Here is a 15133-nt window from a genome sequence, read left to right on the forward strand (position 1 = left end):
ATCAGCCACTTGCACATCTTCGCTATCAGATTTCCATGCCCATGCCTCAAACACACCGGTTTCACGTGCGGATTGAATGGACTGGCACAACACCCCCCAACATGAAATGGGCTTTACCAGTATGGACCCCCGGTTCTTATCTCATCCGGGAATTTTCTCGTCATATTGACCGCGTTCACGCCTCATCACAATCCCAAGAACTCGCCGTGCGTAAACTTGATAAGGCGACATGGGTCTTAGAAGATTTAGGAAGTATTTCCACAGTGATTCTAGAATATGATGTGTTCGCATATGAACTTTCGGTACGCACAAGCTATTTAGATAACCAGCGAGGATATTTCAATGGGGCTAATGTCTTCTTATACCCCGACACCGACGTTGCCTATGACATCGAATTAGAGGTCATTCCCCCCTATTCCCATTGGGATGTGGCGACAGGACTCACCCGATTGAACCAACCCGGATATCACTATGCCGTGCCCGATTATGACACGTTAGTAGACAGCCCCGTGGAATGTGGCGTGTTTCAACGGCACTCTTTTATGGTAGACAATGTTGAGCATGAACTGATTTTCACAGGATTTGATGAGATCGATCTCCATGCCTTGCTCCGGGATCTTCCCCCCATTATTCAGTCCGCCAAAGACATTTTTGGCACACCACTTCCCTATAATCGCTATGTTTTTCTCGTTTACGGGAGTATAGAGAGCGGCGGAGGATTGGAACACAAAAATTCTGCCAGCATCATTTTCGACCGTTTCATGCTCCATGACCCGAGCAAGTATCCCCGCGTCTTAGCCCTATTTGCGCATGAATATTTTCATTTGTGGAATGTTAAGCGTCTTCACCCAACAAACCTCGGGCCTTTTGATTACCAGCACGAAGTTTACACCTCATTATTGTGGGTGCTAGAAGGATGGACCGACTATTACGCCTGGCTTTTATTAGTGCGGGCCGGAGTCGTGGACGTGTTTACCGTCCTCGACCACTTTGCGGAGTCACTCCGTCTCCTCGATCTGCTCCCAGGCCGCCATGTCCAAAGCCTAGTGGAAGCCTCTCAAGATACCTGGATAAAATTTTACCGGCCTGATGGCAACACTCCCAATATCACCATCAGCTACTATCATAAAGGGGCATTGGTGGCGTTGGCCTTAGATCTGGCGTTGCGCCAAGCGACAGGGGGCCGAGACAGTTTAGATACCGTGCTCCGCTTCTTATGGATGACCTATGGCGACCAAGGTTATCCCGACAGCGCCGTTGATGAGGCTCTAGTTCGCGTGGGAGGACCTTTAATGCGCCAACGTTTACAGCAGTGGGTTTATGGCACAGATGATCTTCCCGACGAACTTTTCAATGTGGTCGGCCTTAAACTCCTCAAAGAATTTAAAGATGCCCATCAAAAAGTGCCCTTCACGGGCATTATCACTGAAAAGTCCGCCACCGACACCGTGATCATTAAGCATGTACTCAAAGACAGTCCAGCCGAAAAGGCGGGACTGGCACCGGGTGATGAATGGATTGCGTTAAATGGATATCGGATACGTCATGACAACCTTCCAGGACGTCTCGCTCAATGTGCAGCAAACACGAGCATCCAAGTGAGCGTATTTCGCCAACACCAATTACAAACCTATTCCTTAACGCTCGACCCGCCCCGTCCTGATGCCTGGCGTTTCATTACGGACCCCAATGCTTCCGAAGAGGCTCGCCAGCAATTCAGCCAATGGCTGGGAGCCCCTTATCCCTAAATGTCACGCACCATGGGTTCCCCTAATGACTTAAGAGGTAGCGACGCGCTGATTCCACGGCGGTCGCTACCTCACCAAATCCGGCGGATATCAACTTGACTTTTCCGGGATAGCTAACAATATCGCCGGCCGCAAACACCCCCGCAAGATTTGTATGCATGGCCGAATTGACGGCAATCTCATTGCCGCTCAGTTCCAAACCCCAATTTCGGAAAATACCGGTACCAGGAATTAATCCAATCGCAATAATAATGCGGTCTACCTCTAAATGCGTAACGATTTGGGACTGATTATGCCGAATTTGAGCACCTTCGATTCTGTCCTGCCCTTCCACAGACAACAATTCCTGATGGGTCAACAAAGTCACATTAGGAAGATGGGAGAGTTTGCTTAAGCTGTCGACATGACATTGAAATTGGTCACGGCGGTGAATCATCCACACTTTGTCGGCAAGAGGTGCCACTGCCATGGCCCAATCTGCCGCCGAATCGCCGCCTCCCACAATGAGGACGTTATGATTGCGAAAGTCTTCTAAATGTCGAACCGTGTAATACAAGCCCTGCCCTTCGAATCGGTCAATCGCTGGGTTGTTAAAACGTCTTGGCAGAAATTCGCCAATTCCCGCCGTGATAATCACAGATTTTGCCGCAAAAATGTCGCGATTCGTCTCAATCTCCCACAGTGTTCCTTGGCGTCTCAATCCCAACGCGGGGGTTTCCGTATAAACTTGATGGGGATATTGATTGGCTTGTTCCAATAAACGGGTGATCAAGTCATGCCCACTAATTTGAGGAAAGCCGCCCACATCGTAAATGGGCTTTTCGGGATATAAATGCTCTAATTGTCCCCCTAATTGCGGGAGGCGTTCAATCATGATGGTGTTCAAATGATGCAATCCCGTAAGATATAAGCCGTACAGGCCGACAGGCCCACCGCCAATGATCAGCACATCGGCTATATTTGTCTCCATAAGTGTTTTCCTCACCATATTGGCTTATTAGGAACTCCGCACCGGAATTCGCCCTCAGTGTAACGAATTGATTTTCGCCTTGTCAAAATAACGATTTCGCGGTATTGTCGTCTGAAAAGTCCTACTTTAGAGGTGGTAATATGTCCACAACGCTGTGGCCTGGTCGTGAACAGGCTTGGCAATTGCTTAATCGTTATACTAAAAATCCATCCTTGATCAAACATGCTTTAGCCGTTGAAGCGGTCATGCAGGCATTAGCTGAGCGTTATGGGGAAGATCCTGACTTATACGCTCGGGTCGGCTTGCTCCATGATTTTGATTATGAAGCGTTTCCCGAGATCGGCGAACATACAATTCAAGGCGGACGCATCTTGGCTGAAGAAGGTTTTCCCGACCTCATTGTTGAGGCGATTAGGTCGCATGTTAACGAGAACGGTATTCCCCGTGATACCTTGTTAAAACGAGCGATTTATGCAGCCGATGAACTGACCGGATTCATCGTGGCCGCTACGTTGGTACGTCCTAACAAAAGTTTAAGTGAGCTGACTCCCAAATCCGTTATCAAAAAACTCAAAGATAAAAGCTTTGCGAAAGGTGTCAATCGCAACGATGTCTATCAAGGAGCGGAAGGATTGGGAATCGAGCTGGACGAGCTTATACAATTTATCATCAACGCCTTAATCCCCCATGCCGAAGCGTTAGGGTTAAATCCTTAATCGCGACAGCCAATTTTCTGTCGCGATTAAGCATCTTGGCCCGATGCACTGCCTGGAATGAGTTTACGTCCTGCATAACCTTCTTCGAGTCCGTGATAATATTTCACGGACTCTTCATCAACGCGCCAGCATAAATACACAGGCTGTCCGTTAATTTCCGCAGGAAAATCGACTAGACCAATTTCTACATCTGTAACCCGGCACCCTAATTGATTGATTGTCGCTAATAGCTGATTAGCCTCAGCAACGACTTGATCAAATTCCTTTTTCGCCAGTTGATAATCGCTTAACATGATTAAATTCCCATCTTTACGGTAGCCAACTTCACGAATATCTCGCATTTCTTCATACTTTTTTCGCGCCTGATCTTGGAGAGAACGCAGGCGGGTTAAATGCTCCCGAAGTAGAGGTAACAGTTGATTAGCTTCTTCTAGGGTAAATTGTCGTGTCATGCATCCTCCCTCGCCTTCAAAATTCCGCTATGATGTCTCTCACGTGGTGGGCACGATTCGCATCGCGCGCGGCCACAAACAAAAAATCAGAGAGCCGATTCAAATATTGTAAATGCAATGCATAGGACCCGTCCGCATTCACCAGGGGGACCAACCGCCGTTCCGCCCGCCGCACCACAGTTCGTGCTTGATGCAGAAAGGCGGCGGAAGGATGCCCTCCTGGTAAAATAAATTGCTGAAGTGGCACCAAATGTTCTTCCAAATCGTCGATCCAGTGCTCAATGGTCTCGATTTGAACAGCTTCTAAACGATTCTCACGATCAGGACTGACATTGGATAAATCCGCTCCCAGGGCAAATAATGTGTTTTGGATCTGGTTTAACATGCCGTCCAAAGTTTGTGCGTCCTGTTCCAAAAACGAACGGGCCACTCCGATTAAGGCATTGGCCTCATCAATTGTGCCATAAGCCTCCACCCGTAAATGGTCTTTGGGAACGCGTTTGATGTCGCCGTGTCCCCAAAGGCTGGTCATACCTCCGTCCCCTGTTTTGGTGTAAATTTTCATCCCTTATCCTCAATCCTCCCCAAATCCTCCATGGTTCTAGGAACGGCACACCTTGACGATAAATTTTTCTGTCGTCTTGATCGCGGAGGTTCTTCTCGTTCTCTTCGGTCATTATAAAGTTCTACTTTCCAGTTTAAATGAGAATCTGGTGTTTTTGTCACCTTGATTTTGCGAAACCACGACACTTGAGAATTGCTGGCTTATGTATTAATTTCCTAACGCCTATAGACCGTAACAAGAATGTGCCGAATTCATACTCACATACAAAGGGCATATCCGTCGTTTCGTTTAGCTGCTAAGGGTGCGGACGGATTGCCGCTTTCGATCGTCAACCCATTTGGATGTTTCCCTCAAATTCTGAGCTTTAAGGTGAGGCAATTCGGTGACACTTATAGCGGCATATCCCATTTTGAGTTTAACGTGATAGGAGACTGGGTCAAGAGCAGAAAAAATGCACTCGCTGACATGATGAACGCTCCAAGAATTTGGCGTACTGTCATCTGTTCGTGAAAGATAAATCCACCGAGTGCCGCTAATAGTCCCGCTATGGAGGAAACAGCCTCAATAATTGCCACAGGCATCTGCCTAAGTAACATGATCACGCTAACGTAGCTTAAAGCATTAAAAAAGCCTTCCAGTGTACTTAAAACCGGGAAGTTTTTCACAGTGCTTAGAATTTTTCCTCGTCCTCTTGATAGGGCAAGCCCACTCAAAATCCAAAGACTTACCCATGTCATCAGATTGGCCCCATAAGTTAGAGGAGAGTAGAGACGGTAATGAACATCGAGAAGGCGTCCTGCTGCAAAAAACACATCGCTAGCTAGCATGACCCATCCAGCAAGCGATAAACTCTGTGCACCGGCTAACCACGCCCCTATAGCAAATGAGGCAATGAATCCGATCCCTTGTGATAAACCGGGATGCCACAGGAACAAAAGTAGCGTAGTCGCGTTGCTCCACGGGCTCACTTCGCTAATCGGCCCTTTGGATAATGCCCAGGTATATAACGAGAAAGCCGCCGCATAGACCATACTTGGCCACAGAATAGGCCAAAGCCATGTCAACGGTTGATGTTGTAAAAACACCCCGAGCCACAAAAACAAAGCCGCCATCACCGATGAGGCGCCCATAATCCCCCAGGGATCGCTATGGCGTCCCAACGCCGTTAACACCATGCGTTCTCCACTGAGACTGAAAATGCGAACAATCAACCAAAGCCCCAACCCGTCATCCCCCTCTCATCCCATCTTATGGGACAAGAGGGAGAACTCATGCTAAGAGTTGTGGGAAGAGGTAAGGCCTTTTTCGATTATCCGGGGACTCGGGCGGTATCGGTCGATGCCGAGTTGTTTAATTTCGGTTCCGTTCTTACCTTTAATTTCCAACCAGTTTTGGACCCGTACCCCAGGTTGCCCAGGAGCCAACACTTTTTCTTCTCCGGGTTTCAATGAAGCGCTGTAACGGACAATCGTTTTAAATGGATATGTTTGGAGAATTTTGTGACGAACTACAATGTCGGGACCTGGACTTGCACCCCAGATTTTCACCGTCATATGCCGGTCCTTAGCTTGCGCCGTGATTAATATGGGCGTACTCCGGTTATTACGAAATTGAAAATTGAGATAATCACTAGCAACCGTCGCATCCTCTCCGGGGGGTAAGTAGGGCACAGTCAATCCATGATTGTGACGCTCTACAATAGGCAAACCTGTCCGCAACAAGGCTGAGTATAAGGTGGAAGAGCCTTGACACACGCCTCCTCCTACAGAAGGCACAATCCGGTCTCCGACAAAGGCCCGTCCCCATCCATAACCGTTTTCCTCGGTATAGGGTCCGACCACGGCATAATACGAAAAGATGTGACCAGGTTTCACCACCGTCCCGTCAAGACGCCTTGCAGCCAATTCGATATTTTTGGCTTGACTCGGACTGGCATGAAAATAATTGGTTGTTTGTTGACCGAGCACGTAGGGAAGTTTCAGGGCTTGTGCTCCCTCCCCTGCTGACGGGCTAGAGGATATGAGAACAATAGGAGCTGGTTGATGATATTCACTGAGAGTCACGTGACGAGCAGAAACACTGGCATGGGGCGATAACAGCGGGGAAAAAAATCCCAGAAGAGTCATCACAAGCCATTGCCGCATCATAGCCTCTCACGTCCTTTCTTTTACAGAATTCGCCGCTTATCCATCCGTCCTTGTTAACATTTCGGCTCATAGACGTTTGTGCTGCGGTCCTATCATGCCCATCCCCGGTCATTTTGACTCATCACAAAGCAACGCGGGTAAAACGTGCATGTCCGCGCAATCTGTGGCAAACTAAAGATGTTCGGCATTATTCCCGGTGAGCCACCGGAATTTAAATAGGTGACAGAATGAAGACAACACATATTGGGCTTTTAGGATTAGGAACCGTCGGCAAAGGCGTTGTGGAAGCCTTATCTCACCAAAATACCGTAGTCATTGACAAAGTTTTGGTACGCGATGTGACTCATCACCATTCCAACTTGCCTCTAACCACAGATATTCACGAGATCCTTGATAATCCGGATATTGACATTGTGGTTGAAGTCATGGGCGGTATCGATCCAGCCTATGAATATCTAGCCACGGCATTACAAAAGGGCAAATCGGTCGTAACCGCTAACAAAGAAGTGGTCGCACGCTTTGGCCCAAAACTGATGGCGATGGCCCGTGAACATCGCCAAGGTTTCTTATTTGAAGCGAGTGTTGGCGGAGGAATGCCCATATTAGATGCCTTAACCTGGCATCTAAATGCCACTCCGATCCATGCCGTTGAAGGGGTCGTGAATGGCACAACCAATTTCATTTTGGATCAAATGGAACAGGGCATGGACTATCAAGCCGCATTACAGCGTGCGCAAGCATTAGGTTTTGCGGAACAAGATCCATCAGCCGATGTGGATGGATGGGATAGCGCGCGTAAACTGTCGATATTGGCAGGGCTCGCCTTCCATTCTTGGATTGATGCCGAAAATGGATATGTTAAAGGAATCACAGAGGTTCGAGCAGCCCATTTGCATCGATTAAAGGAGATGGGATTTGGCGTGCGACTTGTCGCTCGAGCAGAACGCCATCCTTCCTCTATTGGTTTTGTCGTAGCCCCAACGGTTTATCCCTTAGGCCACCGCTACCTCAAACTGGCAGGCTCCCAAAATGCCATTGGGATTTTTTCCGATGCGGGAACGACGTGGATTGAAGGTCCGGGTGCTGGCGGATTAGCGACGGCTACTAGCATTGTGTCCGATATCCAGCGTATACGTTTTAGTGTTCCCGACCGCGATCCGATTCAGTTTGAGTCATTACCGGTTGAAAATATTAATGATGCGTATTTGATTTTTGCCGAAGATCCGGAAAGGCCCCTGCCAGTCATCGCAGAAGCGTTAAAAAGCGGGCCAGGATATCTCATCTTACCCTATGAATTGCCCCATGAAGAAGGTTTCGTGCAATACCGTTACCGAGCAAAATGAGGGCGGCACAAAGGCCGCCCTCCTTTATGGGGCTTTACAAGTGATGCTGGAGCTCTTCTTCCGCCAGGCGGATAGCTTCGCGCACGAGATTCCCGCATTGTCTTGCCGGAACGCCGCCCCATCCTTCCCGGCGAACGATATCATCGACTCCGAGTCGCTCACCCAATTTCATTTTTGTGGCCTCTGACAGGATTTTTGCCAAGATACCACCCCCCCGCCTATTATTCCTCTTCAGTTTATGATCATGCATATGAGCAACAGGCGATTTATGGTAACAAGGCCTGCCATAACGACGAATGCCGAGATGGCGGTGGAAAAAATCCGTAGAGGGAATGATAAAGGACCTTATAGAACAGTACGCGGTGGACAAAATGTTTTGTTTCAGGAAACGGAATCTTTTGGGCCGAAGTGGCCGACGGGGTTAATAATCCTTCGCTTAACCAGTTGCGCACATTGCGCGAACCTGCATTATAGGCCGCTAGGCCCAACACTTCATTACCCGCATAACTTTGCAAAAGTTGATTTAAATACCACGTCCCCAGGTGGATGTTCAGTGCCGGATCAAATAATTCGGCTGTCTGAATCCTTCGATTGTCCGCCTTTAAACTCGCCCACTTTGCCGTCGAAGGGATGAGTTGCATGAGACCAATCGCCCCTTTACTGCTCACGGCATTGGGCCGGTAACTACTTTCCACCCGAATCACAGCAGCCACTAAATAGGGACTGAGATGGTTCACTTGGGCTTCATGCCAAATCACAGCTCGGTAGGGCATGGGTGCCACATAGCGGTACAACATAATAAGAACAAATAGTATAAAGCTGATCCAAAAAACTCCTGCGCGGCCCGCCTTTAGACGGTAGCGTTTGCGTTGCGCCATAAACGTGTCACCTGTTCTCTTAAACGCTCCAAAGATCCTTGATTGTCTATGACATAGTCCGCATAGCGGAGTTTTTCGTCGATAGGCATCTGTGCCTGAATACGCCGCAATGCTTCCTCTTGACCCAAATGATCACGCTCAATGACGCGCTGTAATTGCAAGTCTAGGGGTGCATAAACGACCCAGATTTCGTCCACGACATGCCGCCAATTCCCTTCAATAAGCAACGGCATATCGATCACGGCAACATGATATCCCCTTTGGGATAGCTCAGCTAATTGCCTCGTAATGTGCTGCTGAACCACAGGGTGCACGATAGCATTTAACCCTTGGCGTTCTCTCGGATCAAGAAAAATCCGGTGCCCTAATTTCCGCCGCAATAATTGACCGTCCGGACCTAAGACACTCCACCCATAGTGTTGCCAAATCGCGCGCCACACTTCTTGTCCACGCTGTTGTAAATGATGGGTCAATTCATCGGCATCAATCACCTGAGCCCCTAATTCTTGCAAAATGCGACTGACTTCGGACTTCCCAGTACCAATGCTCCCTGTCAATCCTATCACTCGCATTCGCATTCCCTCCCCTTTGCCTTGCCCACATGCTTTATCCCCTATTTTATGACGGCTATGGGACAGAATGCCATGATAAGACGTCGTGTTCCATGACGATCGCATGCGAAACGGGATGAGAAAATAACCAAAAACTCACATCCGGGACCAGAGGAATCCCCACACCATGGGGAAATTGATTGATGATACCCAGATAGGCAGAAATTTTGCCCGCATGCGCCATTTGACTCAAGTTAGTACTGGTCGTCGCTTGGATGATCACATGCGGGTCGATTGTCTTTAAGGTACTGGCTAATTGCATCGCCTCCGCATTATTTTGGTTGACCCACACAGTCAACGAAACCGATTGCGGCGGTTTTGATTGAATGCTGCTAGGATATTGACGAGATAGAGGTGAGAGTCGTCCGAAAAAGGCCGCATGAACCCACCTAGTCAGAGAAATTTCTGGTAACGCCAGTTTTTTTTGCGTGGTATTCACGTAAAGCGACAAGTCACCCGGTACGTTAAGGGGCTCTACATGGGCGAGTTCAGACCGTGTCAACTGTTTTAACTGGTCCGGCTGCAAAGGAATGGCATTGACGAGATGATTTTCATACGCCAACAGTGCTTGGGACAAACCGGAATAGACGATCAAATTGACGGCTTGCGGGCCCTGGCCAGAAACCTTGGAAAAACTCAGCGAGGCATCCGGTGTCCATTGGGTCAAGGTATAGCCGCCTGTCCCAATCAAATTGGTGAATTGCCAATTGTCTCCGCCTTGCCTTTGATCAGACGCAGGGACAATCGCCAAGGCTGGATTGGCCAAGTTTCTAAGAAAACCCGGACCCGCAGGCTGCTTCAAGGTCAGTTCTAAGCTATTGGGTCCCGTCACTTGAATGCCTTGCAGGTACTTCGTTTTGCCCTCTTCAAACCGTTTCACCCCGACAACCTGAGAAAGCAAAGACCGAGCGGCCTGAGAATTGACCGGAGCCACCAAAGGACGTACCAAAGCTTCGGCAACCATATCCGGTGTCACCTCTACGCCATTTGCCAGTGTCTCGTGACGTAACTCAATGGTGACAATATTGCCCCGGTATGTGACCGAACTTGCCAGGCCTGGGACAATGGAACCCGTGGGCGAAATATCTAATAAGGTTTGAAAGATATTGCTCGCAACTTGCCAATCGGCAGCATTAGAGGCCAGAGCAGGGTCCAAGTTATTGGGATTTTGAAAAATGGCTTCGGTAAACACATGGCTAGATACTGGCTGTAACTTGGTCTTGGGTTCTTGGATTAACAGTGCTGGTAAGAAGGCCAATACCAGTAACAGCCACGGCCACATTCGTCCTCGCATTAGATAAGCTTCCCAGGCAGTTTTTCTAATTGTTGGGTGCTAAGCGTTTTTTCGGAAATCACATTCAACCGGTACTTGGAGTGTTCCTGGGGAATCAGTTCCACTTCCCCCCGAACTTCTAATTGCTCCCATAACATGTCCTTTAACTCCATGGCTGCTTCCAGCGAATCTACGGCAAAGATCAGATGTTGCACTCGATTGTACCTGCCTTTCTGTCGCTTCCAGGTTCCTTTACTTATTTCTGACAGTGTAAACAAAAATGGCTTGTCCGCCCTTGAATCACTTTTGTGACAATCGGTTGTCCACATACTCGGCATTCCGCTTGATTCCGACCATAAACCATCAAATAGTCTTGATTTTGTCCAGGATGACCCAGCGCATCCACATAGTCGGAAAAGGATGTTCCACGATGTTCAATAGCCTCTTGGAGCACCCTGCGGATAGACCGGACCAACCGCTTGATTTCCCGAGGTTCCAGTGATCCTCCCGGCCGATCAGGTCGAATTTTCGCCCGAAATAATGATTCATCGACATAAATATTCCCTAGCCCCGCGATGATGCTTTGGTCGAGCAATAAGCTCTTAATTGGTGCCTGCCGGCCTTGAAGTCGTTTGACTAGAAACTGGCTGGTCAGGTCCGCGCTTAAGGGCTCCGTGCCTAAATGAGGCACAAGCTCAACTCCCCTATCAATCCAGCCAATGCGTCCAAATCGCCTGGGATCGATGAGCCGTAACTGATTTTCCTCAAAGTCTAGAACGAGGTGCGTATGCAGCGCCCACGGTTCATGATTTTGAATCCATATCAGGCGGCCGGACATTCCCAAGTGAATGAGCAAATGATCCTGCGTTTCCCATTCCAGAAACAGAAATTTTCCCCGTCGCTTTATGGATTTTACCACGTGCCCCGGTAATCGGCGAGCGATTTCTTCCGCAGACAGAGATCCAGTTTTGACCATTCGTGGGTCAATATGTAACACCTTGTGCACCTTTTGGCCAGGCAAAACATGATCTAAATAATAGCGTATCGTTTCGACTTCCGGTAATTCAGGCATTGCTGTCCATCTTCCACGGTGTCATATTCTCCCAGGTTAGACCCTTTTTAAATTCCACGACCAACGGCACGCGAAGATGCATCGCCCCAGTCATGGATTCTTGAGCTAATTGCGCGAGACTCACTATTTCATCATCGATGGCATCCCAAATTAATTCATCATGCACCTGTAGCACCAGTTCACTGTGCAGGTGTTCCGCTCGACACCGTTTTCTCAAGTTCACCATCGCGATTTTAATCAAATCGGCAGCACTTCCTTGAATCGCCGTGTTCATCGCCATGCGTTCAGCATACATTCGCCGTGCCCGGTTCTTCGAATGAATATCCTTTAAAGGACGGATGCGGCCCATGACCGTTCGCACAATGCCTTCGTTGCGCGCTTGTTCAATCACTCCATCAAAATACTCTTTCAGTTTCGGATAACGGGCAAAATAGCGGGCAATGTAATCCTTAGCCTCATGTTGGCTGACACCCGTATCCCTCGCTAAACCAAAATCAGAAATCCCGTACACAATGCCAAAGTTCACCGCCTTGGCGCGGTTTCGCCAGGTACTATCGACCTGGTCAAACGGAATATTAAAGATTTCTGCCGCGGTGCGCCGATGGATGTCTTCCCCATGCCAAAACGCCTCAATCAGATGCTCATCACCAGATAAGTGCGCCAAAATTCTCAGCTCAATTTGGGAATAATCGGCTGCTAACAGTGTTCGACCAGGGCTCGGCACAAACACACTGCGCACTCGACGTCCTAAAGGTAAACGGACAGGAATGTTTTGCAAATTGGGGTCACTTGACGATAACCGGCCTGTTGCGGTCCCCGTTTGATGAAAAGTGGTATGTACCCGGTTATCAGGACCAATTAACGGCAAAACTCCCTCCACATAGGTGCCCTTAATTTTCATGAGCTGGCGATAAAATAAGATCTTGTCGACAATGGGATGTAATGGCGCAATTTTTTCCAAGGTTTCGGCATCCGTAGAAAAGCCGCCCGTTTTGGTTCGCTTCGCACTGGGTAAGTTCAATTTCACAAACAGGATCTCTCCCAATTGCTGCGGCGAATTGATATTAAACTCGGTCGTGGCCAGATCATAAATTTCCTGTTGAACGATTTGAATCGATTCATCCAGTTCCTGACCTAAAGCCTTCAACTGTTCGCGGTCAACATACATGCCCACGGCTTCCATTTCCGCCAAGACACGGCTTAATGGCAATTCGACCTCACGGTAGAGCTTGTCCAGCCCCATGGTTTCTATGTCTTGGCGCTGTTTAAGAATCAGGTGCTCCGAGGTAATCAGACAGTCCTCAATTGTTGTGGGTTTACGCAGTTGGTGTAATGCCGCGACAGATGACAAATCATAATGTCCTTGTTCCGAATCGAGCAGATAGGACTGGAGTTTACCATCTTCTGCAAAACAGGGACCGTCTATTTCATGGCGCAGCCAAAAATGGTAGATGGCTTTGCTATCCCACGTCCATAATGGTATTTGGGGCCATGTTGTCCCCTGGTAACGTGCCATGTGTCCCGCTTCATCCATCACAAAGATTTGATCCTGTTCTACCCACACAACGAGATAGGGGCTTTTTTTATTAATCTCATCCCAATCAACCCACTCATGGGAGCGGTTAATAACCGTTTGTACCGACTCCTCTGCTGGGACTTCGGACGCTGGTGAATCCTTCATAAGTCGCCGTTTAATCGCATGTAGCTCTAACTTCTCCAATAACTGGTTGGCCTCATCATCCATCTGGAAGGTGAAAGGTTCGGCCATCTCCGGCCATTTCAAAGGCACATCGCGCACAATCGTTGCTAAATTCCGGTAGGTAATCGCTTCGTCTTCGTGACCTTTTAACGCTTTAAGCCACCGTGCGTTGTCGATCTCAGGTAAATGCTGAATGATATTGTCGACTGAGCCGTAACGTCGCAAAAGCTCTTTAGCCGATTGTTCACCAATTCCGCGAACACCGGGAATATTATCCGAACTATCCCCCATGAGTCCCTTTAAATCCGGAATTTGATCGGGACGGACACCCATTTTTTCTTCGACTTTGCCTTCATCCATACGATCTAAATCGCTAATGCCGGTTCGTGTAGTGAGCAGTACTGTCACATTTTTATCCACTAGTTGGAGGAGGTCACGATCACCCGTCACAATTAAGGTCTGATACCCTTTACTTTGACCTAATGTGGTCAAAGTTCCAATCACATCATCCGCTTCAAATCCATCGACCATGACCGTTGGAATGCCCAAATGCCGCACAATGTCTAAAGCCAACGGCACTTGTTGGCGAAATTCATCAGGACTTTCCACGCGGTTCGCTTTATATTCAAGGTATTGTTCGTGGCGGAAGGTTTTATGAGGACCGTCATAGGCCATAATGACCCGATCCGGGTGTTCATTTGTGATGACTTTGATAACCATGGACAAAAATCCATGAATGGCGCCAGTTGGCGTACCGTCTTTCGTTTGCAGATTTTGTGTCAATAACGCATGATACGCTCGAAACAACAAACTATGACCATCAATTAAAAGTTGGGTCGGCATCCGCACCTGTAGCTCCTTCTCTGATATATACTATGGTAACAAACGCTGTGCACCCCAACAAGTGACAAAAGGAGTGGCGCCTAATGCCTGTGCCTTGGCTATTTATTCATGGAGCGGGTTCGACCAGCCGATCCTGGTCTCGGCAACATCGCCTGCCCTTTGCCTCCCAGTTTTGTGATTTGCCCGCCAGGCCGCAAATTTTACCGACTCATCTCATAACCTCGTTAGCCGAGTGGTGTTTAACTCAGATCCATGAACCCGCGATTGTAGTCGGTCATTCGATGGGAGGAGCCATCGCCCAGATGATGGCCATCCTTCAGCCTCTATCCGTCAAAGCCCTCGTGTTGGTGGGGACGGGACCACGCTTACCCGTTAATCCAGATTTATTGGAGCAATTAGTCACAAATCCTCATCAAGCACTAGAAAACATCGCTCGGTGGTCGTTAGCCCGCCAGTTTGATCCCAACTTATATGAGGCAAACCTCCGGCTGTTAGAAACGGTCTCGGCCGACCGGATTTTACACGAGTTAACAGCCTGTAGTCTTTTTGATAGCCGTCCCGTCTTAGACCAGTATACTGGTCCTGTCTTTCTCATTCGTGGTGCCGAAGACCGGATGACACCGGAAGTCTTGTCCAATGAGTTTTTAGCCATATGGCCAGACATGCCCATTTATACCATTGCGCATAGCGGTCATCTCGTTATGCTCGAACAGCCGGAATTATTTAACGAAACCTTATTAACCATTGCGGATCGCATCCCTGATGCGGAAAAACGATAATGCATAAAAAAAATACGGCCATCTGGCCGTTAAAATT

The 15133-nt window shown here is 48.5% G+C and carries 16 protein-coding genes; 4 read left to right on the forward strand and 12 right to left on the reverse strand.

Going from position 1 to position 15133, the window contains the following annotated elements; all coding sequences use genetic code 11:
- Nucleotides 1–29 precede the first annotated feature (29 nt).
- On the forward strand, nucleotides 30–1748 hold the full coding sequence (locus B8987_RS02575) for a M61 family metallopeptidase (RefSeq protein WP_026040799.1): 1719 nt from the start codon (nucleotides 30–32) through the stop codon (nucleotides 1746–1748).
- A 22-nt stretch (nucleotides 1749–1770) separates the two neighbouring features.
- On the opposite strand, the gene B8987_RS02580 is transcribed toward B8987_RS02575, so the two are convergent.
- Nucleotides 1771–2718, reverse strand: coding sequence for an NAD(P)/FAD-dependent oxidoreductase (locus tag B8987_RS02580; protein ID WP_084660847.1), 948 nt, complete (start codon nucleotides 2716–2718; stop codon nucleotides 1771–1773).
- Nucleotides 2719–2858: 140 nt separating this feature from the next.
- Between B8987_RS02580 and B8987_RS02585 the strand changes: the two genes are divergently transcribed.
- On the forward strand, nucleotides 2859–3434 hold the full coding sequence (locus B8987_RS02585; protein ID WP_020376390.1) for an HDIG domain-containing metalloprotein: 576 nt from the start codon (nucleotides 2859–2861) through the stop codon (nucleotides 3432–3434).
- Nucleotides 3435–3460: 26 nt separating this feature from the next.
- On the opposite strand, the gene B8987_RS02590 is transcribed toward B8987_RS02585, so the two are convergent.
- The 4 genes from B8987_RS02590 to B8987_RS02605 all read right to left on the reverse strand — a co-directional run bounded on the left by B8987_RS02590 (nucleotide 3461) and on the right by B8987_RS02605 (nucleotide 6598).
- Entirely contained in the window at nucleotides 3461–3886 is a 426-nt protein-coding gene (locus tag B8987_RS02590) for a DUF2203 domain-containing protein (protein ID WP_020376391.1), read from the reverse strand.
- 16 nt (nucleotides 3887–3902) lie between these two features.
- The gene (locus B8987_RS02595) at nucleotides 3903–4451 is read right to left on the reverse strand and encodes a cob(I)yrinic acid a,c-diamide adenosyltransferase (protein WP_020376392.1); all 549 of its coding nucleotides are present in this window, start codon (nucleotides 4449–4451) and stop codon (nucleotides 3903–3905) included.
- A 389-nt stretch (nucleotides 4452–4840) separates the two neighbouring features.
- Nucleotides 4841–5674, reverse strand: coding sequence for a hypothetical protein (locus B8987_RS02600; RefSeq protein ID WP_084660848.1), 834 nt, complete (start codon nucleotides 5672–5674; stop codon nucleotides 4841–4843).
- Nucleotides 5675–5725: 51 nt separating this feature from the next.
- A complete protein-coding gene (locus tag B8987_RS02605) occupies nucleotides 5726–6598 on the reverse strand; it encodes a VanW family protein (protein WP_020376395.1) in 873 nt (290 codons plus the stop codon).
- 227 nt (nucleotides 6599–6825) lie between these two features.
- Between B8987_RS02605 and B8987_RS02610 the strand changes: the two genes are divergently transcribed.
- Nucleotides 6826–7941, forward strand: a complete 1116-nt coding sequence (locus tag B8987_RS02610) for a homoserine dehydrogenase (protein ID WP_020376396.1) — start codon at nucleotides 6826–6828, stop codon at nucleotides 7939–7941.
- A gap of 34 nt (nucleotides 7942–7975) precedes the next feature.
- Here B8987_RS02610 and B8987_RS02615 read toward each other — a convergent pair whose 3' ends face one another.
- The 7 genes from B8987_RS02615 to polA form a co-directional block, all read right to left on the reverse strand.
- On the reverse strand, nucleotides 7976–8143 hold the full coding sequence (locus B8987_RS02615) for a hypothetical protein (protein WP_020376397.1): 168 nt from the start codon (nucleotides 8141–8143) through the stop codon (nucleotides 7976–7978).
- A gap of 64 nt (nucleotides 8144–8207) precedes the next feature.
- Nucleotides 8208–8819, reverse strand: coding sequence for a lytic transglycosylase domain-containing protein (locus tag B8987_RS02620; protein ID WP_020376398.1), 612 nt, complete (start codon nucleotides 8817–8819; stop codon nucleotides 8208–8210).
- On the reverse strand, nucleotides 8792–9391 hold the full coding sequence (gene coaE, locus B8987_RS02625; protein WP_020376399.1) for a dephospho-CoA kinase: 600 nt from the start codon (nucleotides 9389–9391) through the stop codon (nucleotides 8792–8794). Before coaE ends, B8987_RS02620 begins: the two co-directional genes overlap by 28 nt.
- A 55-nt stretch (nucleotides 9392–9446) precedes the next feature.
- Nucleotides 9447–10724: an ABC transporter substrate-binding protein gene (locus B8987_RS02630; protein WP_020376400.1), complete on the reverse strand. Its 1278-nt coding sequence runs from the start codon at nucleotides 10722–10724 to the stop codon at nucleotides 9447–9449.
- Nucleotides 10724–10918 carry a hypothetical protein gene (locus B8987_RS02635; protein WP_020376401.1) on the reverse strand — a complete coding sequence of 65 codons (195 nt, stop codon included), beginning with the start codon at nucleotides 10916–10918 and terminating at the stop codon, nucleotides 10724–10726. The genes B8987_RS02630 and B8987_RS02635 overlap by 1 nt, the downstream gene beginning before the upstream one ends.
- 41 nt (nucleotides 10919–10959) lie before the next feature.
- Nucleotides 10960–11775, reverse strand: a complete 816-nt coding sequence (gene mutM / locus B8987_RS02640; protein WP_020376402.1) for a bifunctional DNA-formamidopyrimidine glycosylase/DNA-(apurinic or apyrimidinic site) lyase — start codon at nucleotides 11773–11775, stop codon at nucleotides 10960–10962.
- Nucleotides 11768–14317 (reverse strand): DNA polymerase I, encoded by a 2550-nt coding sequence (gene polA / locus B8987_RS02645; protein ID WP_026040801.1) that lies wholly within the window; start codon nucleotides 14315–14317, stop codon nucleotides 11768–11770. Before polA ends, mutM begins: the two co-directional genes overlap by 8 nt.
- A gap of 83 nt (nucleotides 14318–14400) precedes the next feature.
- On the opposite strand from polA, the gene B8987_RS02650 reads away from it, so the two are divergent.
- On the forward strand, nucleotides 14401–15096 hold the full coding sequence (locus B8987_RS02650) for an alpha/beta fold hydrolase (protein WP_020376404.1): 696 nt from the start codon (nucleotides 14401–14403) through the stop codon (nucleotides 15094–15096).
- The last annotated feature ends 37 nt before the right edge of the window (nucleotides 15097–15133 follow it).

The sequence above is a fragment of the Sulfobacillus thermosulfidooxidans DSM 9293 genome, assembly GCF_900176145.1.
Lineage (GTDB): Bacteria > Bacillota > Sulfobacillia > Sulfobacillales > Sulfobacillaceae > Sulfobacillus > Sulfobacillus thermosulfidooxidans.

Bases quoted from the DNA above. Each gene is read 5' to 3' on its own strand.
- B8987_RS02580 (WP_084660847.1), bottom strand. From the start codon at position 2,718: ATGGAGACAAATATAGCCGATGTGCTGATCATTGGCGGTGGGCCTGTC.
- B8987_RS02585 (WP_020376390.1), top strand. From the start codon at position 2,859: ATGTCCACAACGCTGTGGCCTGGTCGTGAACAGGCTTGGCAATTGCTT.
- B8987_RS02590 (WP_020376391.1), bottom strand. From the start codon at position 3,886: ATGACACGACAATTTACCCTAGAAGAAGCTAATCAACTGTTACCTCTA.
- B8987_RS02595 (WP_020376392.1), bottom strand. From the start codon at position 4,451: ATGAAAATTTACACCAAAACAGGGGACGGAGGTATGACCAGCCTTTGG.
- B8987_RS02605 (WP_020376395.1), bottom strand. From the start codon at position 6,598: ATGATGCGGCAATGGCTTGTGATGACTCTTCTGGGATTTTTTTCCCCG.
- B8987_RS02610 (WP_020376396.1), top strand. From the start codon at position 6,826: ATGAAGACAACACATATTGGGCTTTTAGGATTAGGAACCGTCGGCAAA.
- B8987_RS02620 (WP_020376398.1), bottom strand. From the start codon at position 8,819: ATGGCGCAACGCAAACGCTACCGTCTAAAGGCGGGCCGCGCAGGAGTT.
- coaE (WP_020376399.1), bottom strand. From the start codon at position 9,391: ATGCGAGTGATAGGATTGACAGGGAGCATTGGTACTGGGAAGTCCGAA.
- B8987_RS02630 (WP_020376400.1), bottom strand. From the start codon at position 10,724: ATGCGAGGACGAATGTGGCCGTGGCTGTTACTGGTATTGGCCTTCTTA.
- mutM (WP_020376402.1), bottom strand. From the start codon at position 11,775: ATGCCTGAATTACCGGAAGTCGAAACGATACGCTATTATTTAGATCAT.
- polA (WP_026040801.1), bottom strand. From the start codon at position 14,317: ATGCCGACCCAACTTTTAATTGATGGTCATAGTTTGTTGTTTCGAGCG.
- B8987_RS02650 (WP_020376404.1), top strand. From the start codon at position 14,401: ATGCCTGTGCCTTGGCTATTTATTCATGGAGCGGGTTCGACCAGCCGA.